Here is a 25,623-nt window from a genome sequence, read left to right as displayed (position 1 = left end):
ATACGAAAGGAAAGTCTCGTGACCTCGCAGCACGCGACCGAAGAAGCGATGAGAACTGCGACGCCCGTCATGGACACCACAGAGCGCCCCGACATCGTCGCGATCGCCTGGCCGACCGGCCGGCCCATCTATCCCTACACCCGCCAGGAGATCGCGGAAGGCGTCGACGTCTACACCAAGGCCATGAAAGCCCGCACCACCTCGAACCCGGGCGGCCGCCATGAGGGGTAACGACGACGCGTCCCCACAAACCCGGATTCCCGCCGACGTCGACACCCCAGACAAGATCGTCTACGGATTGACGGCACGGCAATTGGCCATCCTCGCCGTAACCGGCGTGCTCGGCTACGGCATCTTCCGTTCCGTCGGCGGCCTCCTTCCGCAGACGGTGCTCATCGCCATCCTCATCCCGCTCGCCGGGGCTGCCACCGTCCTCGCGCTGGGCCGCCGCGACGGGCTGTCCATGGACGCCTGGCTACTGGCCGCGGTGCAGCACACCCGTAGTGCGAAGCGGCTGGCCCCAGCCGCAACAGGTCGGCCCGCGACCGCACCGGCGTGGACCCCATCCACCGAGGCACCAGCCGCGCACGTACCGGTGCTGCGGCTGCCGGCCAACGCGATCAGCGACGCCGGCGTCATCGACGCCGGGTCGCACGCGGTGGCCCTGGTCGCCTCCACCACCGTGAACATCGGGCTGCGCAACGGCGACGAGCAGGCCGCCCTGATCGGCAGCTACGGCCGGTGGCTGAACTCGCTGTCCGGACCGGTGCAGATCGTGATCTCCGCCCAGCGAGTCGACCTGTCCGGCCACGCCCAGCGCATCGTCGACAACGCCGAGACCATCGGCAATCCCGCGCTGGCCGGCGCCGCGCACGACTACGCGGCGTTCCTGGACGATCTGGCCGTGCGACGGGACCCGTTGTGGCGAACGGTGACCGTCGCGGTCACCGCGGCCGGCGACAAGGGCCGCGACACCGAAGTGCTGCGCCGCGCCGAACACGCAGCCTCCGCTCTGTCCGCGTTGGGGGCGCAGACCGCCGTCCTGGACGGCGGCCGGGCTGCCGCGGTACTCGCCTGCGCCACCGACCCGTACACCCCGAGCGACGCCAGCTGGGCCCGCGCCTTGCCCGATCAAGCCGTCACCGGACCAGGAGACTGACATGTCCATGTTGCAGCGCCTGCTGCCACGACGAAGCCCGACATCTACCGACGCGAGCCCGGCCGATGCGGCCGGGCTCGCGGCCGTTCTGGGCCCGGCAGCAATCCAGAACACCCCCCGCTACCTGCGGGTCGGAGACGGGTATGCGGCCACACTGATCGTCACCGGCTACCCGGCCGTGGTCGGCCCGGCGTGGTTGGACCCGCTGCTGGCCTGGCCCGGCCGGCTCGACGTCGTCGTCTACATCGACCCCCTCGCCCCGACGGTGGCCGCGGCCCGTCTGCGTAAGCAGCGCGCACGGTTGGAGTCCAATCGGCGTACCGATTCGGACAAAGGCCGCTTGGTCGACCCGATCACCGAGGCCGCCGCCGACGACGCCGCCGAGCTCGCTGACCGGATCGCCCGCGGCCACAGCAAGCTCTTCCGCGTCGGGCTCTACCTGTGCGTGCACGCCGCCGGCCTCGACGAGCTCGACGACGCGGTCGCGCATGTGCGGGCCACCGCCGCCTCCGTGCTGCTGGACACCCAACCCGCGACATGGCGGCAGCTGCAGGGCTGGACCGCCACCCTGCCCCTAGCCACGGACGGGCTCGAGATGCGCCGAGTGATGGACACCGACGCGATCGCGTCGGCGTTCCCGCTAGCCTCAGCCGATCTACCGGCGCCGCTGCCCGGCGAGCCCGGCGCCACCGGCGGCATGCTCTACGGCCTGAACCCGGACAGCAACGGCGTCGTGTGGTGGGACCGGTGGGCGCAAGACAACGCCAACAGCGTTGTCCTCGCCCGCTCCGGCGCCGGCAAAAGCTATTTCGTCAAGCTCGAAGTGCTGCGCTCGCTGGCCGACAACGTGCACGTGGCAGTGATCGATCCGGACAACGAGTACATCCGCCTGGCCGACGCGGTCGGCGGTGTCACCATCGCACTGGGCGCCGGCGGCGTCCGCCTCAACCCACTGGACATCCCGCCGGGCGACCTCCGCCCGCAGGCACGCACGTACCGCGCACTGTTCCTGCACACGTTGATCTCGGTGTTGTTGGGGCAACAGCCGCCGCCGTCGGAGCGAGCCGCGCTGGACAAGGCGATCAACGACGCCTACGACCAGGCCGGGATCTCCAACGACCCGAACACCTGGCACCGGCAGGCGCCGCTGCTACGGGACGTCGCCACCGCGCTCAACAACCAGAGCACCGACGCCGCCGACACGCTCGCGGCGCGCCTGACGCCCTGGACGACAGGCTCGTTCCGGGAACTTTTCGACGGGCCGACCACAACTGTCCCTAGCGGACAGTTGGTGTGCTGGTCGACGCGGCAGCTCGCCGACGAGCTACGCGCTCCCGGGATGCTCCTCGCGCTCGACGCGATCTGGCGGGAGGTCGACACCCCAGCCGTGCACTCGGCGGACACCCCGCGGCGGCTGGTCGTGGTCGACGAGGCCTGGACCTTGCTGCGTGACGGCGAGGGCGCCAAGTTCCTATCGCGCCTGTCGAAATCCGCCCGTAAACGGCGAGCTGGCCTGGCAGTCATCACCCAGGACGTGGGTGACCTGCTCGGCTCCGACCTCGGGCAGGTCGTCATCGCCAACGCCGCCACGCAGATCCTGTTGCGGCAGGCACCGCAGGCGATCGATCTCGTCGCCGACGCGTTCGGGCTCACCGGCGGTGAGGCACGGATCCTGCTCACCTCCCGCCGAGGCGAGGGCCTGCTGATCTCGGGCGCCCACCGCGTCGGCTTCCAAGCCGTGGCGCACAAGCGGGAACACCAGCTGTGCATCGGAGACCTGGAACTGCCCAACGACGAGTGAATCCGCACGCGCCTCCGCCGAACCGGCTGTGAGCTAACACAACCATCCCAGGGCCGTGGGCCGCCAGAAATGGCGGCTCACGGCCCCTTTTTCGTTCTCCGAAAGGTCCAGACCAATGAACACCAGAACTCTCTACGCAACCCTCACGGCGTTTTCCGCACCACCCACACCGTCTCCCGGCACGCCGGCGCTGCCCGCTCCGTCGCAGTGGCTCCTCGACACCGCCACCGCCGTCGTCGGCTGGTCCCGGGACCGGCCCTGGCTCGTGCTCGTCGCGGTACTCCTCCTCGGCTGCGGCGTCGCCCTGCGCGCCGCGGTGACAGGCCGTCGGCATGTTCGGATGGCCGGCCATGCCCAGCTGATCACCATCAGCCCGCCGCCAGAAGTCGACTCGGACGGCGCTGCCACCTTGTGGGCCACCCTGGCCGAGATCCTGCACACCGGCTGGCGCCGCCAGCTCCGCGACGGCCGCCCCCACATCGCCATGGAGTACCGGTGGAGCGGCCGGGAACTGACCATCGCGATCTGGGTACCGGCGACCATCGCACGCGGTCCGATCCAGGCCGCGATCCGCGGCGCCTGGCCCGGCGCGGCACACGCCGTCGCCGACGCCGACCCGCCACTGCCCCTAGACGCTCTCAGCGTCGGTGGCGTGCTCGCCCCGACCCTACCGGCCTGGTATCCGCTGCAGACCGACCACAACAACGACCCGATGCGCACACTGATCGCCGCCGCGTCCGGCCTGCACCACGCCGAATCCGCCTGCGTGCAGGTCCTGGCCCGGCCCGCCACCGGCCGGCAGATCCGTCGCCTGCGACGCGGCGTCCAAGGGCTGCGCACCGGCCAACCTCCACCCGGCCTGCTCGACCCCGCCACCTGGCTACGCGGCGGCCTCGACCTCGCACTGGAGCTGTTCAGCAGCAGCAGCCGCCATGTCCGTCTCGCCGCGCGGCACACGCCGATCCCGGGCAGTGATCCGCAGCGTGAGCGCGACGCCCGCGCCGGGGTCGACAAGCTCACCGGCACCCAGTGGGAGGTGGCGCTGCGCTTCGGCGTCGCGCACACCAACCCCCGCGGCAGCGACCCCGACGACCTCACACCGCGGCTGGTCACCGTTGCCAACGGCATCGCGTCCGCGTTCGGGTCCTGGACCAGCCGCAACCGGCTCCGCCGCCGGTCGGTCAAGCATCCGGGCCCGGTGTTGGCCGCTCGGATGCTGCGACGTGGCTTTCTGTTGTCGGCGTCCGAGCTGGCGAGCATCGCGGCGCTGCCGCAGGACATCGCCGTGCCGGGTCTGGACCGGGCTCGCGCCAAGGCGATGCCCGCACCGATCACCGTCGCCGCCGGCGGCCGCGACACCAAGGTGCTCGGCAAAGCCGAGGTCGGCGGCCATTCCGTCGCTCTCAACGTTGTTGACGCCCGCCAGCATCTGCACGTGCTCGGCTCCACCGGCTCCGGCAAAAGCACGCTGCTGCTCAACATGATCCTTGACGACATCCACGCCCGCCGCGGCGTCGTGGTCATCGACCCCCGAGGCGACCTGGTCCTTGACTTGCTCAACCGGATCCCGGTCAGCCACGCCAAACGGCTGACCATCATCGACCCGGACCAGCCCGCGGGAACCACGCTCAACCCGCTGCAGGGCGACGACCACGACCTGGTCGTGGACAACATCGTCAGCATCTTCTCCCGGATCTTCGCCAAGCACTGGGGCCCACGGATCGACGACACCTTGCGGGTGTCGTGCCTGACGCTGCTGCGCAAAGCCAACGCCACCCTGACGCTGATCCCGCCGCTGCTCAACGACCGCAAGTTCCGGTACCAGTTCACCGAGGACCTCGACGATCCGGAGGGCCTGCGCGGCTACTGGGAATGGTTCGAGTCGACCCCGCCGCCGCTGCGGGCACAGGTGATCGGCCCCGTGCTGTCCCGCCTGCGCGCATTCCTGCTGCGCGATTTCGTCCGCCGCACCCTCGGCGCTCCCCGCTCGAGCTTCGACATGCGGCGGGTCCTCGACGGCGGCATCCTCCTGGCCCGGCTCCCCAAGGGCCAGATCGGCGAGGAGACCGCACGGCTGATGGGCAGCTTTGTCCTGGCCTCGGCCTGGCAGGCCGCGACCGGACGGACCCGGTTGCCTGAACCCGAACGGCGGGACGGCTTCGCCTACATCGACGAGGCGCACAACTTCTTGAATCTGCCAGGCTCGGTCGGCGACATGCTCGCCGAGGCACGGGGCTACCACTTCGGACTCGTGCTGGCGCACCAGAACCTGGCGCAGATGCCCCGCGAGACGCAATTGGCGATCTCCGCCAACGCCCGCAGCAAGGTGTTCTTCAGCTGCGCTCCCGAAGACGCCCACCAGCTGGCCCGGCACACCATGCCCGAGCTCGACGAGCACGATCTGTCCCACCTGGACGCGTACCGGGCAGCGTGCCGGCTCGTCGTCAACAGCCGCGAAACCGCCGCGTTCACCCTGCGGACCAGCCCGCCACGGCCTCTGGTCGGCGAGGCCACCGCAGTCAGGCAAGCCGCGGCAGCCAACGGCATCGGCCCTGCCGGGAACCGATCGGCCATCGCCCAACGCGCCGGTGTCGACGACCCGCCGAGCAGCGACGACGAGACCCCCGGCGACCCGGGCGAACCGCTGAACGGCGAAAACCACGAGCCGGACGATCCAACAGCCACCCAACAGCACGCGGCGTGACCCAACAGCGCCGTCACGCAACGCGCCGAGCGTGTGGCCGTTCCTGGATCTGCATCGCGACGGCCGGCCCGCGCGTCACAGCGGTGATCGAAAACGCCCCTCAGCGACCACGGGGGAAGCCGCTGAGGGACACCGCAAGCGTACGCCCTGTCACCCGCCGGTCACCAGATCGGTCCCGCTGGTAACGCCGGCCCGAGTCTGCCGACCTGGCCAGCACCCGGTCGCCGCTGCGGCCGCTGACTCGGCCAGCACCCGGCGCCGTACTGCCGGGGCCAGGCCGCCCCCACCCACCCGACAGCCCAGGTAGGAGCCGTCATGCCCGCACACACCGAATCCCGACACTTCCCCCCAGGGGAACTCTCCACAGGGGATGCACCCGTCATCGTCGTCCGCACGAACGACACTCGTCGGACCGCCGGCCGGACGCTCGTCGACGTCTCCCATCGCCTGCGCCCTCGCGACTACACCATCGCGCTGCTGCTGGACGAACACACGACCCTTACCACAGAGCACATCAACGCGGTCTTTTTCTCCAACCCCACCACCTGCCGGCACCGCCTGCAGCTGCTACGCCACATCGGGTTCCTCGACCGGTTCATCCGCAACCGGCCCGGGGCGCCCAATCCGGTCTGCTGGCTGCCCGGCGTGCTGGCCGCCCGGTACTGCGCCCTGTCCCGCGGCGAGAGCCCACCTACCGCCAAGACCCTGCGAGAGCGTCAAGACCGCGCCTACGCCAGTCCCACACTGGCGCACCTGCTCGCGGTCAACGACTTTTTCGTGTCGCTACTCGTGCACGCCCGGAATCGGCCGGGTGCGGATCTGACCCGGTCGTGGTCCGAGGGCACCACCGCAGCGGCGTTCGGTCACCGCATCAAACCCGACGGCCACGGCGTATGGACCACCGGCGACGCGGAGACCGGGTTCTTCCTCGAAATGGACCGCGGTACTGAACCGATCGGCCGGCTGGTCGACAAGCTGGCCTCGCAGCGCAAACTGCGCGCCGAGGGCGGACCGCAGTATCCGATCCTGTTCGTCCTGCCCAGCCGGCTGCGGGAGCAGAACCTGCACCGCAAGCTTGTCGACCGGCCGGAACCGACTCTTGTCGTCGCCACCACCTCGCCGGAATCCGGACTCGACCCGGCCGGCCCGGTGTGGCGGCTGGCCGGCAACGGCCGCCACCGGCTCACCCTGGCCGACCTGCCCAGCAGCCACGGCCTACCCGGCCCGCTGAACCCCGGACCGGCGCGACCCGAGGACCACCCGCTCCGGCTGCTCATCGACACAACCAGCTGACACACGAGCGTCCTTCCAGCACCGATCCTCGGGCCGTCTCCGGCCGCCTCGGGCTTCGAAGACGGATCCGTGGCCTACCGGCCACGGAATCAGGACGTTATCGGCCGTGCCGGCGCCGGCTGGCGGTGCGGCACAAACGACGTCGGATCTGTTGCCATCAACCCAGGGAGCTCGCCCGCCGCCGTGCTGCCCAGTCGTCTCCTCAGCCCGAGTAGTCGGCCAACAGCCGGCCGTGAGTTTGGCCACACCCAATGTGGAGCGTCTCGGAGCCGACCTTACGGGTGGGAATGCTGGTGGCGCGTTCAGGTTCGGCCGGCCCGCTGTGTGGTGGCCTGGCGCAGGTTGTCGGTCATCCGGCGTGACGACGCGTGCCGCTCTCCGAGCGCCCGCTCGTGCAGGGCGACGGCCGAGGTGAGCAGCTGGTGTGCCTCGTCAGCGCGGCCGAGCGCCTGGTAAGTGACAGCCAGGTTGTTCATCGACACCGAGGTCGCGGGGTGGTCGGCGCCGAGGACTCGCCGCCGGCTAGTGAGGCATTGCTCGTGCAGGCCGGCCGCGGCGGAGAGCTGCCCGGTGAGGCGACTTGCCTCGGCGAGGTTGCTGAGGGTCACCAGCGTCTGGGGATGGTCGGCGCCGAGGTGGCGTACCTGGGTGTCGTGTGCGGCGCGGTAGCGGGCGATGGCGGTCTCCGCGTCACCGTCGTCCAGGTCGAGATCGGCGAGGTTCAGCTCGGGTGGCAGCGCTCCGACGGTGTCCGTCCGCCCTGCGGCCCTCAGGCCCGCCACCGCTTCGTTGAAAAGGAGGCGCGCCTGCTCGGTGCGGCCGAGGGCCCGGTGTACAACACCGAGGTCGTTCGCGATCATCGCAACCTCGACGTGGTCGGTACCGAGCACGGTCCCCGCGTGCTCCGACAGGCTTTCCAGCAGGTCCTGCGCCTCATCGAGATACCCCGCCTTGCAGAGTGCCTCGGCCAGGTCGTGCTGGAAGGCGAGCCTTGCCGGGTCAAACACGCCGAACACGCTTTGCGCCTCGTTGTCGGCGGCCAGTAGCAGGGGCAGGGCGGCTAGGTAGTCACCACGGCGGAGCAGCAGACGGCCCATGTTGTTTCGCAGGGTCGCCGAGGACGCGTCCGCCACCCCGAGATCCTGGGCATGGGCGAGGACGGAGACGGCGTGCGGAACGATTGCGGCCATCCTGGTCCAGGCGGCCGGGTCCTCGACGTCGCCGGGCAGCGATGCGGTGATGAACCGGATTGCGACCCGGACCCAGCGGTGGTCATCCCAGGCGAGTGTGGGGTCCAGATGCCGGATGCTGCCAAAGGCGAGCACATTGCCGGGGATGCGCGATAGGAGACGGCGCCTACCGAGCCCGTCCCTGATCACGTCGCCGGTTAACGCGTGCATGCTCCATTCGGCCTGCTCGGTGTCCACAGTGATCAACGCTGTCTGCCGGAGTACCGCCACCGTGGCGTCTAGGGCCAGCGGATCGCGGGCGGCGCGGGCTAACTGTCGCGGCAGGCTTCCGGATGCCGCCACCAGCCACCGGCGCGAAACCGCAGCGGTGGGTGCCATGAACGCCAGCAGCCGCAGAAGCTGGACGGCGGCGGCATTGCGGCGGGCCGCCTGCCGGAACGCCAGTCGCAGCGTGCCCTCGACCGGCAACCGGTCCGGTGGCGCGCCCGTGCGGTGCAGCCGGGCCCGGCCGCTGCGGTACCGGCGGGCATAGTCCGCGAGACTGATCCCGGTCAGGGCGCAGTAGGCGGCAGCCTGCTCGAGCGCGAGCGGGAGGTTACCCACCAGCTCGGCGACCTCCTCGGCGGCTCGGTAGTCGGCCGATCCGGTGCGCTGGATGAGGAAGTGTGCCGACTGCCGGCGCGGGAACGGCGTCACCGGCACCGGCTCGGCGATCCGGTCGAAGGCCGGATTGCGTGAGGTGATGACCAGCCGGCCGGTACCCGCCGGGGGGATCAACCCGAAGAGGTCCTCCTCGGTGCCGGCGTTGTCGAGCACAAGTAGCCACCGGCCGCGCTCGCCGAGCAGCTGCACGGTCTCGCGCGCGGCGCCCTCCGGATCCTCGGTGCGGATTCCGAGTCGCCGGCCGAGCAGGGCTAGCCCGGCGATCACCGACAGCCGGTCGTCGGCGGCGATCCACCAGCCGATCTCCGCGTCCGCCCGCTGCTGCTGGCAGTACGCCCGAGCCAACTGCGTCTTGCCGACCCCCGGGATACCGTGCAGCACCACCGCGCTGAGGCAAGCCATGGCCTGCAACTCCTCGGCGCGGCCGGAGAACTGCCGACTGGGTGCCGGAATGTTCCACACCGGTCCCGGGCCGGACACCTCGTCTGTCGCCCCGCCGCTCCCCGCAGCGGTGAAAGCGCCACGGCGGCGGGTGAACCAAGTGACCACCATCCCGAGCGCCACCGCCACGGCTACGCTGCCCCACCCGGCGAGCCCGTCCGGCAGGGCGTCCGTGGCGAGGTTGGTGACGACCGGAAGCAGCACGAGGGCGGTCATCGACAGGGTCCACGCGGAAACGGCCGGCCGGTGCCTCAACGGTGCCCGTCCCCAGGTGCGAGGGTCGCGACCCGCTCGGTGACAAGGGCGTTCGATCGGGTAGGGATCATCGTCCGTTCCCGGTGTACGGCAGCCACGGCAGCTTGGTACGGGTTCCGCCCGCCGAGCATCGCTAGCAGGGCGGGCAGGGTGCTAACGACGATGAGAAAGAGCCGCAGCGACCATGCCGCCGTGACCACGGAGGGGTCGGCCTGCTGGATCTGCTCGAAGGCGCGCAGACGGGTTAGCAGGTCAGCGGTCTGCGCAGCGGCGCCGAGCTGCACGTCGATCGCCGAGCGGAAGACACCCAGCACCAGCGGTTCCGCGATCACGACGCCGAACACGGTGGCCATCAAGAGTCGCGGCAGGAAAATCCGCAGGCGGGCCCAGGCACCCGCCGAGACCAGGGTGGCGAGCATCCACCGGTCGACGTAGAGCGTGAAGACACCCCAGACGGCGACGAAGACGCCGGCGAGCCAGCTGAACGCGAGCACCATGTCGACGGCCACCGCCACGCTGAACGTGCTCACGAGGGTGGAACCGATCAGAACGGTGCTGATCAAGGTGAGTCTGTGGCGTTCCTGTGGGACCCGGTCGAGAGCATCTTCGTCGAACCCGGCAAGCCGGCGTACAAGCCGTCCGACGCGGTCATTCACCGCTGTAGCCTATCGACATCGGTGGAATGCCTCGATGGCTGAACTGGTGCGACGGTCACCTGTTCGGGCGATCTACGGCGTGGCGACACGCCCCCGCGGAGCCGATTCGACGACCGGCTCAGGAGGTGAGGCTGCCAGCCCGATCGTGAGCAGCATTGCCCGGGGTCGGGTCGGGTGGCCAACCGCGGCCGAACCCTATCGCTGGCTCCCGGCAAACTCCGCAAGTTCTACTCGCACCTGCAAGCGTGTCTGCGGATCTGCCGCACCCGGCCGCAGGTGCGGTTCTACGCCTACGCCAAGGACGACGACCGGTTCCGGTAACTGGTCGAACCCGACACGCCGGGCAACCTGTCCTGGGTGTACTCCTACGGCGGCACTCAAGATCATCTCCTCGACCCCGGTGTCGACCGCGTCGCCGACGTGTTCCCCGACGAGGATGCGATCGAAGCGGGCTCGTCGTCGCAGGAAGCGTCCGACCTGCCGCCCGCCGGACCGTCGCTCGGGCGCGCCGCAGCGCGGAGGTCCCCGCTGGCGTCACGCCGAGCTACCCAACAAATCACGCTGTCGCCCGGCATGTTGGCCAACAGGGCTTCGTGGCGACCCAACAGGGTCGGCGGAGCGCACCACCGCCCCTTCCGCGCGCACGCACCCACAAGGCCAGGTCAACGCGGTTTTCCGAGCGGACAAGCCGTCGGCGGGGTGTGTTGGGTGATCGGGCTACGGTGAGAGCTCAATTCTATTGAACCCTTAACGCACCACGTCGGGCCACAGCGCTCACGACCGCGGTCGCAACCGCCCACCCGCCCACCCGGGCCGGTCGGCCTGCCCCGTCCGTAGGCGCCTCGCCCACCGCACCACCGGTACGCCTTGACACGCTCCGCGCGCCCGCCGCGGGCCTTTGCCCGCCGGCCGCTGACCCCTTGCGCGGTCACGCCTCATGTCCCCCTTTCCGGCACGCCGCCGTCGGCATGCCCGTCTCTCCACGCCCTGCGAGGAGGAATCGTGTCCCACACGTCCCTGACCATCGTGTGCCTGGCGCAAGACACCGCCACCGACCAACTGGCGTCCACGGCCGCCAGCCGGCTCGCAAGCACAACGCTGACCAGCCTCGGTAGCGCCGGGCATTTCATCGCCAAGACCCGCTGGCACCGCGGCAGCTTGCTGCAGCCCTGGAAGGACACCGCCGCCGGCGGACCCGTCCGGCTCCTGGACCTCGACGCCATGCGCGTCGCCGCACACCGTGTCTACTGGTACCGCTGGCACATCTGGAACCAGGTCGTGGCCGGTACCCGGCCGGCCCTGCCCTATTGGACTTTCCTCGACCGGCACTGCGACGCGCCGAGCAAGTACCCGCTGGCCAAGGCCCAGCGTCAGTACCTCGCGCAACCGCGGATCGCGACCATGCTCACCTACAACGCCCTGCCGAACAGGCTCATGGCGTTGCCAACCAGCCATCTGGAGGCATTCCAGGCCGGCGTGCACGGCTACGCCCACTACGGCTGGCTTGGGGCCGTGCCGGGCAACAGCTTCCTCTGCCTCGACGGCACCCATCTGGTGGCCGTCAGCGACCAGTACGCCACCGAGGTGGCCTATCTGGCCGACGCCAATCACCGCATCACCGCGCTGCACTCCCGCGACGCCCTCGTGGCGCTCTGCACCCGCTGACGGCGCAACCCCATCCCCGCAGGCGAACCGGTCGACCCGGTTCGCCTGCCCGACTTGCAAACCCCGCGGTTCGGCTCTCAGGAAGGAGAAACGCGGTGATGCGCCTCGCATTCGGTTCCGCCATGCGGTGGATAAGCGTCGTCACGACGATGCTTCTTCAGTCCGCGTCTGTTCACCTGCTGCTGTCCGGACGTGCGGAGGTGGCCTGCGTCGTGGCCATCGCGGGCATTGCCGTGCAGGCCATCCTGCTGGCGTTGTTCAACGACCGCGCGGCGCGCGCCGAACACCGCATCGTGGTGCTCGAAGCCGACCTCGCGATCGCGTACACGGACCCGGTCACTGGGCTTCCGGTCCGCCGGGTCGCCGAGGAGCACCTGCGCGGCTCCGCCGGCGCTGACGTGACAGTTGCCCTCGTTGACGTCGACGGCATGCACGACGTGAACACCGCACACACCCACGACGGTGGTGACCTGTTCCTCGCCGCGCTCGCGCAGCGGCTCGTCCAGGCTGCCGCACCCGGCGACCTCGTCGCCCGCCTCGGCGGTGACGAGTTCGTCCTGGTCACCCGACGCGCCCCACCGGCCGTGGCGTTCGCTCTCGCGTCGGCGCTCGCGCCGCCGGTCACGATCGGTGGCATCGCCGTGCCGATGCGCGTCAGTATCGGCATCTGCCATGTCCCAGGCGGCGACCCGCATCTCGCGCTCGGCTGCGCGGACCGGGCCATGTACGCCGCGAAACGCTGCGGCAGAGGGATCGAGCACTACGACCCCGTCCGCGACGGCGAGCCGCTCTCGCCCGGCGTCCGCCCCGGGGTCCGGCACCGCGATCGCGGTGCCGCTTCATCGATTGGCCAGCACCCCGTTGGCATGGAAGCGGGCCCGCGACCGCCGACCGCCATTTCGGCCGACGATGCCGGCTGGTCGCTGGAGGAGCCGCGAACCGATGCGCAGCGCGCACTGCGCTCGCTCAGCAAGGCCGAGCGGCTGAGGCTGCTCGACGCGGTATTCAACGTCTTGGAGTTCGGGGACCTCGACGGCGAAGGCATGCCCGGGCCGAGCTGGTCTGCCGACACGTTCCAGGACCTTTCCGCGGCGTTCGCTGGCGTCGGTGTCGTTTTCACACCTGCGGCGTGAAGCTGCTCGATCCTGCGCACCGCTGACCGCAACCCGAGCCCGGTCGCCGCAGAGCCCGGGCCCAGGTTCCAACACGTAGGTATTCGATAGAGAGGGGCAGCACCGTCATGGGCAAGCACGAAGCTGTTGAGCCGAAGCGTCCCATCCACCGTCGCATCATGCGACACGCCCTGCACCCGGTCGCCCACATCCTCGCCCTCGTGAGCCTGCACAGCGTCGCGCTGCTGGTGGTGGAGAAGAGCCCGCTGCTGGCCCTGCTCATCCACTAGACGCGGCCGTCTCGCGGGCTGCCGACGCCGGCGGCCCGAACGCGCACACCCGGGACGACGACCGCCGCCCTCGTCGTGGCCGTCGCACCCACCCGTCCCAGTCGGCGGCATCACCGCGCCGATGCGCCGCCGTATTTGGCATCCGCCATACCTCAGGCGGTGACCCGCGCGTCGCGCTCAGCCGCGCCGACCGGCCACGAGCACCCACCGAGGGGTTCGACGCCTGGGACATCGTCTTCGACACCGACCGGCTGTCCCAGACCTGGCCCACCCAGCTCGGCGCCGCGGCGGGCCTGCTGCGCCTGTGGGGCGAAGGGTTGGCCGTCAGCACCGTCACCTTCCGCGCCTGGGGACAAACCGGCGTCACCAGAGAGGAGAAACCATGACCGGACCCGTTCGCGACATCGACCGCGGCACCCGCATCGTCGACGGCGTGCAGGTGCACCTCACCGAGCTGGTGTGGTCCGACCAGGGCCGAAGCTTTGAGGTCCATCGCACCGACACCGGCGCCGACCTGACCGAGGACGGCTGTTTCGACACGTTGCCCACCGATACCCAGATCGCCGCGCTGCTCCACGCCACGCAAGGGCTGTGGTCGCGCCCCGGATGCGGCACCACCATCGACGCCGCCCGAGCCAACATGATCACCGACCACGTCCGCGACTGCGACCTGGTCGACGGGGGCACGACCGGCCCCACACGGCCGGCGAATCCAATCACCTGACCTGATCAGGCCGCGGCCCACTGTCAGGTCTACACCTCCCCAGCTGCCCATCCCAAAGGTGCGGGGCCGCGGTTGCCCCAAACCCTTCACCGGCCGTCGCCCGGCCACACGCGCACGCCACTTGGCGTGTCCCGGGCACGGCCATCGGCCGTGCCCGAACTCCTCCATCCACAAGGGAGTCTCAGCATGACCGACCTGTTCGCTGCCCCGGCCACCCTCCCCCGGCCTGCGCTACACCTCGGCCAGGCAGTACACGTGAACGCCCGCACCGCGTGGCTGCCAGCCACCGTCATCTCCATCGCGCACACCCGCATCGGGATTGCGTACGCCGCCGAGCTCCCGGTGAGCATCCCGCTCGCCGACGCAGTCGTGCCATGGGTGGTCCGGCCGGCCGACGGTGTCCGGCTACGCCCCGTTCACGCGCTTTGCTCCGGTGACGACCTGGTGGCCGCTGATGGCAGCACGGTCACGGTCGCGACGGCCTGGCAAGGCCGCGACCGCTGGTGGGTCATCAGCTTCATCGACGGCCAACGCGCCGTCGTCCCACCGAACACCATCGTGCGGCTGACCGATCCGACACCGCAGGTCAGCGTCAACGGCATCCCCTTGTGACCGCCTTCCTCGACCCAGCTAGCAGTCCGTCCCGGCCAGAGGTCGCAGGGACGGTTCTACCCCCCGGTTCCCAGCGACCCGCCAATCGTGTCTACATGAAAGGAACGTCCGATGACCTACCCGCAAGCCACCGTGACCTCCGTAGATCAGCCTCCGCAGCTCGCGGTCACCGCTGAGCCGCAGCAGCAGCCCATCGGGGCGTTTGCCGCATCAGCGGGCCAGGCGGTCCGTATCGTCTCCGCCGGCCGCGACGAGACCGGCGTCATCTTGGCTCGCGACGCCACGACGGGCAACGTGCGGGTGCTGATCGACGGACTTGTCCAAACGCTGCGTGAGGACGTCGTGGTCGAGCCCGTAACTGATCCCGCCACGGTTGCGGCCTTGGCGCGGCAGGCGACCGTCTGGGCCGTCGCCGCCAAAGACGAAGCCACCAAACGTATCTGGCAGCTCGAGGATGACCTCGGCGAACAGCGGCGGTTGCAGGCGCAGCGCCTCAACGAGATCCGCGGCTATGCCATCAACCGGTTCCGCGACAACGACTTTAGTCGCGACGAGCTCAACGGATTCCTCGACGACCTCAATCTCAACCCGTTCGACCCGCGCCACCGGGTCCGGTTCACGATCAGCGGCAGCTTGGACGTTGATTCGGACGGCCGTGACACCGAGTACACCAGCAGCGACGTCCGCAATTACCTGAAACTGGATCTGGAGCGAGTCGACGGCGTCAACGACGACAGCGTCACCTTTGACGTGACGGTCGAGGACGTTGAGGACCTCGGCGAATGACCATCGGCCACGGACGGCTCGTCGGCTCGCCCCGCCGACACTGAGCGGGACTAGACCGCGAGCATCTGCGCGTCCCGGCCCGGACACCGGCGGGTTGGCGTCAGCCCGTCAAGGTGACCTGCTCGCCCACTCCAGCAGTCATTCTGCCTAAGTTCGATCCGCTCGCTCGCCCGGTCTGCTGCCGGTGCGGCGGCCTCACCTCGTGCCTACGGGCAGGTTGGGCCGCAGCAGGGCCCAACCTGTCCGCCGCCACGAGGCGGAGACAGGAGGGCCACATCCGATGGCCATACGCAATCTCAAGGCCAAGAAGGCCAGGGTCACCACCAGCACAGCCGCCACGGTGCGCCGCACGGCCCGACCATCAGGTCTTAGCGACGGTGACCGCACGGAAATGTTGGCGAAGATCAAAGCCGACTTTGATGCGCGGCTGGCCGCGATGGCCGCGCGACCGGCGCAGTGGATGGAGTTCATGGATCAGGTTGCCACGTTCGGCGCCCGCTACAGCCTCAGCAACCAGATTCTGCTCCTGGTGCAGGCCGAGGAACGCGGCATCGAACCCCGCTTTTTCCTGCCTTACGGCAAGAAGGACGGGTCGACTGGCTGGAAAGCCCAGAAGCGGCACGTCCGCAAGGACGAAACCGGTTTCAAGGTCTGGGCGCCGGTCAGGCGGCGGCCGACCGAGGAGCAGGCAGCCGAGTGGGAAGCCGCCGGCCGCAGGGTCAAACGGGAGGCGTCCGGTCGTCCGGCCGTGCAGGTCGTCGGCTTCACCTTGGCCAGCACCTTCGAGTTGTCGCAGACCGAGGGAGCACCGTTCGAGCCGCCGACGGTCATGGTGCGTCGACGGGTTGCGCAGCGTGGCAACTCCCCGCAGTTGCTCGTCGGCGAGGACCCGACCGGCGTCTTCGACGACCTGGTCACGCTTATCAAAGGCGAAGGGTACGGCTACGAGCTGGTCTCGCCGAGCACCGGGCATCTGGGCGGTGCGAATGGTGTCACCGTCCGACGTCGCGGACTGCAGTTCGTGCAGGTCCGCAATGACGTGGCACCCGCACAGCGGATCAAGACCACTCTGCACGAGTTGGCGCACATCCGCTGCGGACATCTCGACGACGCGCCGGCCGGTGAGACCGTTCACCGCGGACGCGGCGAGACCGAGGCCGAGAGCGTCGCCCACATCGTGTTACGGGCGCTGGGTGTGGACAGCGCGGCCTACTCCGACGCCTACGTGTTCGGCTGGGCGAACGGGGACATGGACTTGGTCAAGGCGTGCGCCGAAACGGTGCTTCGGGTGGCCAAGCAGATCCTGGCCGACCTCACCCCGCCCAGCGGCACCGACACCGGATCCGACCCTACGCAGGCCGAGCCCGACGAACCGGACCCGGTCGGGTTCGACATGGCGGGCGACGCGACGCTGGGGCCGGTGGAAGCCTGATGTGCACCTACGCCGACGAGTGATATGCGCTGGCCACGCTCGGCTGGCTGCGTGAACTCGGAGATTCCCTGTTGTGGCAACTGCTGGCCGGGTCGACGCGCACTACCCCAACAGGGTCGAGCTCAACTCGTCGCCTCTGGACCAGGTCTTGGCCGACGTCAGTGACCCGGTACGCCCCGGGCTGACGACGACCGCGCTGTGTCATGCCAACCGATTAGGTCGGCGTCGACGCTAACGCTTGTCGGTTCGGCGCCGCAGCCCGCCCACGGCGGTCTGACCTGACGCGATCGCATGCGGTGCCTCGTCCATGTAGGACGGATGGTCGCCACCTCAGCAATCACACCGTTTGACCCCTCCGGGGACCATGCCGGCTCCGTGCCGCGTCCCGGCGCTGGTGTCGGGATGTGCGTACGGCGAGGCACGGCGTCCCGGGCAACCCAGGAAAGGACGTCATGTTCGAGCCATCCGCGCACATCGTCTCCCTGCTCAACGCCATCGCTTTGAGGGACTCGGCCGCTACGGGAATGCGGGCGATGACGCAACGCGCGTCCGAGTTCACCAGCGCAGCGCAAGCCAAGCTGACCGGAGTCGCCCTCGACCCGAACGGTCGCGAGCTCGCCGACCGGCTCCTGGACGCCTACTGGCGCGATGAACAGCGCCGGGCGGACCTGATGACGTCCGCCGACATCAACGGTGAGGTCATCATCGGCAGCGGTGTCCACGCGGCGATATACGCGGCAATCCGCGTCCTGCGCGGCTACCCGAAGCCGCTGGTCTTGGAACGTGATGAGCGCGTTGGCGGAACGTTCGCGATGACCGCGCGACCGACGTTCTGGCTCAACTCCCGCAACCGCAGGGGCGCTGGAGGCATGGCCGGCGATCAAGGCGCGAGTCTGAACTACCTTCCGGGGGCTCCGATCCAAGCGAGCAACGTCTCCATGGCCGAATATCAGCCGAACACGGATCTGGCCTTCGTGGTCCGCCTCACCCTGGCCCAGTACGCGGACGTCGTACCCGGCGCCGACGTCCGTTCCGTCGCCGACTACTACGGCGACCGGGTCCGCATCGAAACCGGAGACGGCCCGTCACTGGCCGCCGGGCGAGTCATCGACGCGCGGGGCCTCGGCGACCCGGCCGACGAGGGCGTCGCCGACGGCGTCACCATCCTGACCTTCCCCCAGTTCATGAAGCGGATGTCCGGGATGTGGCCACTGCGCGGTGTGGGACGCGTCGCGGTGATCGGCGGCGGCGACTCCGCCAAGTGCGCCGTCGAGACGTGCCTGGGCATCGCGCCACCGGCGTTTATGGCCGCCGTCGCCCTCGACCAGGTCGACCGGGTCGACTGGTACGCCCAGGACCTGCCAACCACCTGCGAGGAGTGGCAGGAGGACATCCGGGGCCGATACCAGGCCATCGGCCGCTACCTGCGACCCGACCGCTTCGGCGTCCAGCGGCTCAACCTTGTGACCCGCCGGGCCATGCCCGTCGCGCTGCCCGGCGCCGGGCTCGTCGACGGCCGCACCTACGACCTGGTCGTCGTCTGCACCGGCAACCGGGAGACGAACATTGAAGGACTCGACTTCGGGTTGTTCTCCGACGTCGCGGTCGGAGGGTCCATCGTTGCGCGCCGGCACGGCGACCTGCCCGCGTGGCGGGTCGGCCCCCACGCCCGGCTGGAGTTCACCGACCAGGAGCGGGCAGACGGTGTCGCCGACATCGAGGCCAACGCGGTGTCGGTCTTCCGGACCGCCCCCAAGACGGCAGCGCTGGCGGCAACCCTCCCTGCCGTGAAACTCGATTAGAACCCTGCGCTGGCCGTGGCATCCGGGCGCGCGGCGACCAGCACGCGTAGCGCCTGTTCCGCCCGCTGCCCGGGTCAACCAGCTCATCCGGCGACACCTGGCCGCTGACGAAGCGTGGCGCGCCCGAAGAGCCCGGGCGATGTCGTCCCCAGGCCAGTACGCGGTCGTAGGACCTGCGCGGCCGACCGCACGCCGGGCGCGGCCGCTGGCTATCACCGAGCGCGTCGTTAGCGCGCCGGCACCGGCCGAGCGAAGCACACCGCCGCCGTGCGCCGGCGGTCCGCGTCACCACCTGCCGACGAGCGCGCACATGCCGACAGGGCAACGCCCTGGACGCGTCGTCGGCTCGCCAACCCCCGCTGTGTCCGCCGCCATGGCAGGCACCGCGGATCCGTTCGTGTCCTGTGGAAGGAGCACAATGTTTCCGTTCTCCGACAAAGCAGTGGTCAAAGGTCCGGTCGACCTGGTCGCTGCAGTGCCATATCTGCTTGGTTTCCATCCCCGCGAGTGTCTGGTGTGTCTGGGCGTCGATGGCGAAGGCGTGACCGTCGCGACGCATCTGCGGCTGCCCGCGACACCCGATTCCGGCCCGGACTGGATGGTCGCCGCCCGCGTGGTCGCGGCCTCGGGGCACCAGGTGTTTCTGCTGGGCTACGGGCCGGCGGAGCAGGTCGATTCGCACATCGAAGCCGGCGCTGTGGTGATGGCTACCGCCGGGATCGAGGTCGTGGCGGCGTTGCGGGTCCACGACGGGCGGATCTATTGCCTCGGCAGCGGCTGCGGCTGCTCGCCGGACGGTATCGCGTTTGACCCGGATGCCAGTGCCGTGCCGGCCACGGCGACGCTGCACGGCGTCGCGCCGCTTGCGGACCGCGAGGCCATCGACAACCTCCTCGAGCCGCCCTCCGGCGCCGACCGGGACCACATGCGGGAAGCCACCATCACCGCCCTGCGCCGGATGCTACGAGCCCTGTCCCAGTCCGCGGCGCCTGGCGCCGAGATGACGTTGGGGGCGATGCTGGGAGCTGGCCCGCCGCCGCACGTGGTCGCCTCCGGCGTCACCACGGTGCGGGAGGCGTTGGCTGCGGCCGATCGCGGCGAGGTCCTTACCGACGATGCGGTGGCGTGGCTGGCCACGGTGCTGCTGATCCCGGACGTCCGCGCGTATGCCGTGCGGGCCAGCGACGGCAGCGACCAGCAGCGTGCGCTGTGGATCGACGTGACCCGCCGCGCGGTCGGTGTCACCGCAGCCGCCCCCGCGTGCCTGGTCGCGGTCACCGCCTACCTCCACGGTGACGGCGCCCTGGCCGTGACCGCGATCCGCCGGTCGCTGGCCATCGACCCCGGATCGCAGACGGCGCAGCTGGTGGCCGACGCGCTGGAGGCCGGCATCCCACCGGCAGCGTTCCGGGCGGCCATCACCGGCCGCGACTAAACATCGGCGGCTCGGCGACCGCCGCGGCGGGTTGACCGAGTCCCTCCTAGCTGTGCGACGACTGCCGGCACGCCGGCCACCGTCGCCCCGGCTGCGCGTCGGCTTCCACCTCGTGCCTACGGGCAGGCTGGGACCGCGATCGGGGCCCCAACCTGTCCGCCGCCACGAGGCGGGGAAAGCGAGGGCCACATCCGATGGCCACAACCACCATTCACCACCCCGCGGGCGACGCCCGCGGCCACACCAGCGCCGCCACCGCCGGACACCCGTCGGTGCTCACGGTGGCCGCGCAGAGTCAGGCTCACCGGTCGGCGGTGGCGTGATGACCGACCCACACGACGCGCGTATCGCCCGGGCAGTGCTCGGTTTCCTGCTCGAGCCCGGCGACCAGCAGCTCGCGCAGCTGCTGGCCGCCCATGGTCCCGTCGACGGCTGCCGTCTGCTCGCCTCCGGCGAGGTGTCGTTCACCCCGCGGCGGGAGTTGTCGGGATGGACCGCCGATCAGATGTGGGACGCCGCCGAGGCATCAGCCGAGACAGCCGCCGGCACCAGCGGTAGCGGTCGGGTCGTCATCCCGGACGATGAGCACTGGCCGGTAGGGCTCGACGACGCACGCGACTGGGCCCCCGTCTGCCTGTGGGTGTCCGGGCCGGGCTGGATCCCGCAACCGCAGCAGTCGGTCACGGTCGTCGGCGCGCGGGCATGCACCGCGTACGGCGAGCACGTGGCCAGCGACTTGGCCTCTGGCCTGGCTGATCAGGGTCGCACGCTGGTTACGAGCAACGGCTTCGGCGTTGACCGGGCCGTGCTGCGGGCCGGCATGGTGGCCGAAGGACACCCGGTCGCGGTGCTGCCGTGCGGCCTCGACGAGCTCCGCAGCGACGACCAGGCTGTGCTGGCCGGTCAGCTCGGCGACGCGGGGCTGCTGATGACCGCGTTCGCGCCTGGCGCCCAGCCGACCCGAGCCCGCGCCGAGCTCAGCCGGCTGTACCTCGCGGTCCTGACCGCGGGGACCGTGGTCGTGGAGGCGTCACTACGGGGCCTGGCGCTGGGCGTGGCGAGCGAGGCGCTACGACGCGGTCGGGTGGTGATGGCTGTGCCAGGCCCTATCACCTCCGCCGCCTCCACCGGCTGCCACCGGCTGCTACGCGACCACCCGCAGGTGCGGCCCGTCACCAGCGTCCCGGAGATCCTCACCGACCTGCGCGGGGCGTTCACGCCCGTATGGCCGCGACCGGAGGTGACCGATGCCGGACCAGCCTGACATCCCGGTCCACCTGGCCGGCCGTCAGAGACAAGGCGGCCTGGTCGTTCCATGGATCACCCCGGCTGTTGGCGGTGTGCACCTGTTCGGGACGGTCATCGCCTCAGCCCAGCGGGCGTGCCTGCACGGACGGCTGTGTCAGGTCTGCGGGCAGCGGCTACCCGGTCGGTCAGTCCTGTTCGCCCGAGCCGCCGACCTACGCAACCGGTGCACCGTCGAACCGGCGACGTGCCCGGCCTGCGCCGCCTACAGCACCCGCGCCTGCCCGATGCTGTCCCGGCGCCGCGACCACTACCGGGCCAGCGGCCACCCGGCGCTGGCCGGACTGCCGCCGTCCGATGACGCGCGCCTACGCCAGGCAGCACCAGCCGAACCCTGGTTCGCAGTGTGGGTCCGCGACTACGACGTACGCGTCCACCCCGCCCGCACCGGGCTGCTGGCCGCGTCCTGGGCCCGGATCCCGCCGCTGACCATCCGGCCGCTACCCACCACCTGATCCGGGCGCCGCCCTGGCCGGCGGCCAGGGCGGCACCCGCGCCCCACCGGCGACCGATCGCCAGACCAGCCGTCTTGCGACGCCACCGGGCTTCCTGACCCCGACACGTCGCAGCCAACGCCGGCGACGCACATCTGCGTCGCTGCACCCGCGGCTCACGACGACGCGACGCGCCGTTGCGTCGCGATCCACAACTTCCGAGCAGGACGCCACCGCCCTCGCTCTCCAACACCGAAGGGACAACGCGTGTCCATGATCGCGTCACAGCACCAGCACGGCCCGAATGGGGCCATCCCAACCTGCCCACACGAGTCGGCGGACGAGCCCGCCGCCGCGGTCATCGCCATCACCATCACCATCACCGACAAGCTGGCCTGCATCGCCCCGTACACCGGCAACGAGATGGGCTCCGGCGACGCGGAACTCGCCGATGGCACGCTGCGCATCGACCTGCTCCACACGTGGCGACCGGTGGACAAGGCCGTCGCCGCATGCCTCATCGCCCGGATCGCCTACCAGGGCGGTGCGGTATGAGTCGCCCGTCCAACGCCCGCCGTCAGGCGACGGCGTCGGTGTTCACCCATGACGGTTTCGCCCGCCCGCACAGCCCGGAGGCGGACGGCGACGCGGCCCACGATGCCGGGCGGCGGTACCGAACAGGTGTCATCGGGGTCGCGGACCGTGAACCGGGCGTCATCCGGGTCAACCGCCCTGTCGTCGAGGCGATGTGCCGCCACCACCAACGGCTGCGGGAGGCAGCCATCGCCGACCATGTCCGCGACGGGGAGGCGCTCGAGGACGCAATCTGCTACGTCGACGGGATACTGCCGCGTATCTTCCTGCTCGACGGGCAGCTCGTCCTCGACCAGCGGCATGTGGCAGGCGACAGCGATGCCATCACCGCGACCGCGCCGCGGCGGGGCCGCTACCGCATCGGGCTCGGCTACACCTGGTATCGGGTCGACGCACGGCTGTGCGACACGATCCTCGACGACAAGCCATCTTCGACGGCGACGGCCACCATCGTGCTCCGGCACAATGATCTGCAGGCTCTCGCCGCTGGCGACGAGCTGCTGGCCACCGATACAGCGGATCGTCAGGTGCGCGTGCTGCCTGCGGCGCCCCTCCCCTGAGCGGCCGATTGACCAACCGTAAGAGCACCGCACGGCTGAAGGCCGGGCATCGGCACGCGGTGGTGCTCGAGCAACATGCGCGGCACGCACACCTCGACGTCTGCCCGCCTGAGCTGGGCAAGGTTCGGGACCGTTCCCACGGCTCCATTCGCCGGATCCTGGAACGACTGGCGCCGGCCGGCCCGGTGACCCGCACCCAACAGCAGTCCGCCCGGTTCCGTATCACCACCTGACCAACAACACCTTCTCGCTCGTCGACGGACACCCCCGTGGGGTGCTCGTCCCGGCGGGACGCCTACGCCCATTCGGGGCCCAGCGTCCCGGACGGGGGCGCTGGGCCTGCACACGTTCGCAGGAGGACCCATGACCTCACGCCCGCGACTCATCGCCGCGTCGGCAGGTGAGCGATGAACCTCACCGCCGCACCCGACAACGGCCGGCACGGCCGGGCCGCCGAACACGCCGCGTGGGTCTTCTACCTCATCGCGGCCCTCGGATCCACGATCGGCCAGATCTGGGCCGGCGTGCAGACCCCACCCTGGCCGGACAGCCTCCACTGGTGGTGGCGGGCGCTGCTCGTCGCCCCGTTCGCTGTGGTCCTCGACCTCGGCGGCGCCGTCACCGCCGCGTTCGCCGACTGGCGGCAGCGGCTCGGCGAAGCCGCCTACGGCTGGCGGACGCTGTCGGCAAGCTCGGTCACCGTCGGCGTCGCCATCAACGTCCTCGGCCACGCCGACGTGCCGTACCTAGCCGTCGTCTTCGGCACCCTCGGCACGTTCGCCTACGCGGTGTGGCTGATGCACAGCGCCGCCCGCCGCCGCGACGCGCTGCGCACCGCCGGCAAGCTCGCCGACACCGGACCCGTCTACGGCATCACCCAGTGGTGGCGCGAGCCGGCCGTCACCCGCCGCGCCCGGTCCCTCGCGCTGGCCGAGCGGCTTGCGGTACACGAGTCCCTGGACGCTGCCCGCCGGCAGCTGCGCGACGAGAGGCGCGGCGCCGCGCTCGCCAAGCACGTGGAGACGCTGATCCGCGCCCGCCACGACGACCCAGTTCGCGCCGACATCGCCGCGACCACGCTCGATCTCGACGTGCTCGCCGCCGAGCTCACCGCCCAGGCCGACGTGACCGGCTGGGCGCGCGTCATCGGCGCTGACCTGCTGCCCCCGGCACCGCCGCACACCGCCTCCGACCCGGACGTCGCGCCGGAACAGGTGCCGCTACCGACGTTTGCCGGGCCGATGCCGCCAGCGGACGTGCTGCGCCGCGTGCCACAAGACCAGGCGTCCTACGACCGGTGGCGGCAGATGTGGGCCGAACTCAAAGCCGACCCGGATATCGAGCTGGCCGAGTTCGCGCAGCGGCACGGCACCTCGCTGCGGCAGGTCCAGTGGATTCGCCGGACCGGACTCAGCGGGCTGCTCGACTCACCGCACACCTTGATCGACCGGATCGCCCAACTGGCCGCGAGCAACGGCCAGGTCCAGCACCGCCCGGCACCACCCTCGTAGCCCTGCCGCCGGTGACCAAAACACCGCGTCCGCCACCGGCGCTCCCGCTCCGAGGTTGCCTGCCGGACGCTCCCGCCCGTGACGACAGACCAGCCGCAGAGGCAGCCACCTCGAAGGGAATCACCATGCCCGCATCCTTCCGGCGCCGGCAGCCATGACCAGCCGCGCCATCGCCTTGCTCGTCTCCGTCGTCGTCGGTATCGCGTTTCTCTGCGTCGCCGGCATGTTCACCCTCACCGGGGCCGCGTCGGCCTGCTCGGTCATCACCACCCCAGACGGCACTACCGGCCGCTACGACACCGAACAAACCCACTACGTCCGAGTCATCGTCACCATCGGAGTCCAGCACGGCATCCCCCTCCGCGGCCAGATCATCGCTGTGGCCACCGCCTTGCAAGAATCGGGGCTGCGCAACCTCGGCAACCGCGGCCTCCACAACGACCACGACTCCCTCGGCCTGTTCCAGCAACGGCCGGGCCAAGGCTGGGGCACACCCGCGCAACTCAGGGACCCCGCATACGCGGCGGGTGCGTTCTACCGCAAGCTCATCACCGTTCCCGGCTGGACGACGTTGCCGCTCACCGACGCCGCGCAACAGGTGCAGCGCTCCGCGTACCCCGACGCCTACGCTAAAAGGGAGAGCGACGCGACCGTCCTGGTTGGCCTTGTCGGCCGTCAACCTGCGAGTTCCGGCGGCTCTGGCGAGCAGTGCATCAGCGTCGGTGGCTGGATGAAACCGGTCCAGGGTCGCCTCGTCTCCAGGTTCCGGGACGCGGGGCGGCCGGGCCACGACGGTGTCGACATCGCCGCTGCCAAGGGCACCCCGATCCACGCCGCAGCGTCCGGGCTTGTCATCCGGGTCGTCTGCAACGCGCACCTGGTCGATGGTGGCCCGTACTCCTGCGATGTGGACGGGCATCCGGTCAACGTGGTGGGCTGCGGCTGGTACGTGGAACTGCTGCATCCCGACTCGACCGTAACGCGCTACTGCCACATGGTCCGCCGCCCGTCAGCGGACGTCGGCCAGCAGGTCGCCATCGGTCAGGTCATCGGCCAAGTAGGCAGTAGCGGCCACTCCTCGGGGCCACATGTGCACCTGGAGACCCATACCAGTCGACCCGCGACCAAGGCCAATGCCGTTGACCCCGTTGGCTTCCTCGCCATCCGCGGTGTCGATCTGGCTGCCTCGTAAGGCGATC

At 70.3% G+C, this 25,623-nt stretch carries 24 protein-coding genes and 1 pseudogene; 23 read left to right on the top strand and 2 right to left on the bottom strand.

Annotation, left to right across the window (positions count from 1 at the left end):
- The first annotated feature begins 18 nt into the window (after positions 1-18).
- From BLV39_RS42695 to BLV39_RS39005, 5 genes are all read left to right on the top strand, one after another.
- The gene (locus BLV39_RS42695; RefSeq protein ID WP_143050090.1) at positions 19-231 is read left to right on the top strand and encodes a hypothetical protein; all 213 of its coding nucleotides are present in this window, start codon (positions 19-21) and stop codon (positions 229-231) included.
- On the top strand, positions 221-1,159 hold the full coding sequence (locus BLV39_RS39020) for a PrgI family protein (protein ID WP_090803826.1): 939 nt from the start codon (positions 221-223) through the stop codon (positions 1,157-1,159). Before BLV39_RS42695 ends, BLV39_RS39020 begins: the two co-directional genes overlap by 11 nt.
- 1 nt (position 1,160) lies before the next feature.
- Positions 1,161-2,960 carry a VirB4 family type IV secretion system protein gene (locus BLV39_RS39015; RefSeq protein WP_090803823.1) on the top strand — a complete coding sequence of 600 codons (1,800 nt, stop codon included), beginning with the start codon at positions 1,161-1,163 and terminating at the stop codon, positions 2,958-2,960.
- Between the two features lie 115 nt (positions 2,961-3,075).
- The gene (locus BLV39_RS39010) at positions 3,076-5,664 is read left to right on the top strand and encodes a type IV secretory system conjugative DNA transfer family protein (RefSeq protein ID WP_090803821.1); all 2,589 of its coding nucleotides are present in this window, start codon (positions 3,076-3,078) and stop codon (positions 5,662-5,664) included.
- A 315-nt stretch (positions 5,665-5,979) separates the two neighbouring features.
- The gene (locus tag BLV39_RS39005; RefSeq protein ID WP_090803818.1) at positions 5,980-6,957 is read left to right on the top strand and encodes a replication-relaxation family protein; all 978 of its coding nucleotides are present in this window, start codon (positions 5,980-5,982) and stop codon (positions 6,955-6,957) included.
- Positions 6,958-7,259: 302 nt separating this feature from the next.
- Here BLV39_RS39005 and BLV39_RS39000 read toward each other — a convergent pair whose 3' ends face one another.
- Complete coding sequence (locus BLV39_RS39000) at positions 7,260-9,467, bottom strand: tetratricopeptide repeat protein (RefSeq protein WP_090803815.1); 2,208 nt, start codon at positions 9,465-9,467, stop codon at positions 7,260-7,262.
- 35 nt (positions 9,468-9,502) lie between these two features.
- Positions 9,503-10,069: a DUF4407 domain-containing protein gene (locus BLV39_RS38995; RefSeq protein WP_176985310.1), complete on the bottom strand. Its 567-nt coding sequence runs from the start codon at positions 10,067-10,069 to the stop codon at positions 9,503-9,505.
- Positions 10,070-10,078: 9 nt separating this feature from the next.
- On the opposite strand from BLV39_RS38995, the gene BLV39_RS44935 reads away from it, so the two are divergent.
- The 18 genes and pseudogenes from BLV39_RS44935 to BLV39_RS38915 all read left to right on the top strand — a co-directional run bounded on the left by BLV39_RS44935 (position 10,079) and on the right by BLV39_RS38915 (position 25,616).
- On the top strand, positions 10,079-10,204 hold the full coding sequence (locus tag BLV39_RS44935) for a hypothetical protein (RefSeq protein ID WP_275414335.1): 126 nt from the start codon (positions 10,079-10,081) through the stop codon (positions 10,202-10,204).
- 192 nt (positions 10,205-10,396) lie between these two features.
- A pseudogene (locus BLV39_RS45230) lies at positions 10,397-10,888 on the top strand (GP88 family protein); the annotation flags it as partial.
- 276 nt (positions 10,889-11,164) lie between these two features.
- The gene (locus BLV39_RS38985) at positions 11,165-11,827 is read left to right on the top strand and encodes a hypothetical protein (RefSeq protein ID WP_090803810.1); all 663 of its coding nucleotides are present in this window, start codon (positions 11,165-11,167) and stop codon (positions 11,825-11,827) included.
- Positions 11,828-11,925: 98 nt separating this feature from the next.
- On the top strand, positions 11,926-12,960 hold the full coding sequence (locus BLV39_RS38980; protein WP_090803808.1) for a GGDEF domain-containing protein: 1,035 nt from the start codon (positions 11,926-11,928) through the stop codon (positions 12,958-12,960).
- A gap of 651 nt (positions 12,961-13,611) precedes the next feature.
- Positions 13,612-13,953 (top strand): hypothetical protein, encoded by a 342-nt coding sequence (locus BLV39_RS38975; RefSeq protein WP_090803805.1) that lies wholly within the window; start codon positions 13,612-13,614, stop codon positions 13,951-13,953.
- Positions 13,954-14,139: 186 nt separating this feature from the next.
- Positions 14,140-14,565: a hypothetical protein gene (locus BLV39_RS38970; protein WP_090803803.1), complete on the top strand. Its 426-nt coding sequence runs from the start codon at positions 14,140-14,142 to the stop codon at positions 14,563-14,565.
- 111 nt (positions 14,566-14,676) lie between these two features.
- A complete protein-coding gene (locus BLV39_RS38965; RefSeq protein ID WP_090803801.1) occupies positions 14,677-15,351 on the top strand; it encodes a hypothetical protein in 675 nt (224 codons plus the stop codon).
- A 391-nt stretch (positions 15,352-15,742) separates the two neighbouring features.
- On the top strand, positions 15,743-16,783 hold the full coding sequence (locus tag BLV39_RS38960) for an ArdC family protein (protein WP_090803798.1): 1,041 nt from the start codon (positions 15,743-15,745) through the stop codon (positions 16,781-16,783).
- A 452-nt stretch (positions 16,784-17,235) separates the two neighbouring features.
- Positions 17,236-18,585 (top strand): NAD(P)/FAD-dependent oxidoreductase, encoded by a 1,350-nt coding sequence (locus BLV39_RS38955; protein ID WP_090803796.1) that lies wholly within the window; start codon positions 17,236-17,238, stop codon positions 18,583-18,585.
- A gap of 139 nt (positions 18,586-18,724) precedes the next feature.
- Complete coding sequence (locus BLV39_RS38950; RefSeq protein WP_090803793.1) at positions 18,725-20,020, top strand: DUF4192 domain-containing protein; 1,296 nt, start codon at positions 18,725-18,727, stop codon at positions 20,018-20,020.
- A gap of 194 nt (positions 20,021-20,214) precedes the next feature.
- The gene (locus BLV39_RS44930) at positions 20,215-20,343 is read left to right on the top strand and encodes a hypothetical protein (RefSeq protein WP_275414334.1); all 129 of its coding nucleotides are present in this window, start codon (positions 20,215-20,217) and stop codon (positions 20,341-20,343) included.
- Positions 20,343-21,284: a DNA-processing protein DprA gene (locus BLV39_RS38945; protein WP_090803791.1), complete on the top strand. Its 942-nt coding sequence runs from the start codon at positions 20,343-20,345 to the stop codon at positions 21,282-21,284. The genes BLV39_RS44930 and BLV39_RS38945 overlap by 1 nt, the downstream gene beginning before the upstream one ends.
- On the top strand, positions 21,268-21,780 hold the full coding sequence (locus BLV39_RS38940) for a hypothetical protein (RefSeq protein ID WP_090803789.1): 513 nt from the start codon (positions 21,268-21,270) through the stop codon (positions 21,778-21,780). Before BLV39_RS38945 ends, BLV39_RS38940 begins: the two co-directional genes overlap by 17 nt.
- A 246-nt stretch (positions 21,781-22,026) precedes the next feature.
- Entirely contained in the window at positions 22,027-22,314 is a 288-nt protein-coding gene (locus BLV39_RS38935) for a hypothetical protein (RefSeq protein WP_143050089.1), read from the top strand.
- A gap of 38 nt (positions 22,315-22,352) precedes the next feature.
- Complete coding sequence (locus BLV39_RS38930; RefSeq protein WP_143050088.1) at positions 22,353-22,913, top strand: hypothetical protein; 561 nt, start codon at positions 22,353-22,355, stop codon at positions 22,911-22,913.
- 8 nt (positions 22,914-22,921) lie between these two features.
- Entirely contained in the window at positions 22,922-23,146 is a 225-nt protein-coding gene (locus tag BLV39_RS38925) for a hypothetical protein (protein WP_090803781.1), read from the top strand.
- Between the two features lie 174 nt (positions 23,147-23,320).
- Complete coding sequence (locus BLV39_RS38920) at positions 23,321-24,424, top strand: hypothetical protein (protein ID WP_090803778.1); 1,104 nt, start codon at positions 23,321-23,323, stop codon at positions 24,422-24,424.
- A gap of 154 nt (positions 24,425-24,578) precedes the next feature.
- Positions 24,579-25,616, top strand: a complete 1,038-nt coding sequence (locus BLV39_RS38915; protein ID WP_090803775.1) for a M23 family metallopeptidase — start codon at positions 24,579-24,581, stop codon at positions 25,614-25,616.
- Positions 25,617-25,623: the final 7 nt, after the last annotated feature.

Source organism: Asanoa ishikariensis, from assembly GCF_900107455.1.
Taxonomy (GTDB): domain Bacteria; phylum Actinomycetota; class Actinomycetes; order Mycobacteriales; family Micromonosporaceae; genus Asanoa; species Asanoa ishikariensis.
Note: the sequence above shows the minus strand (reverse complement) of the source record. Positions and strands in the feature narration are given on the sequence as shown.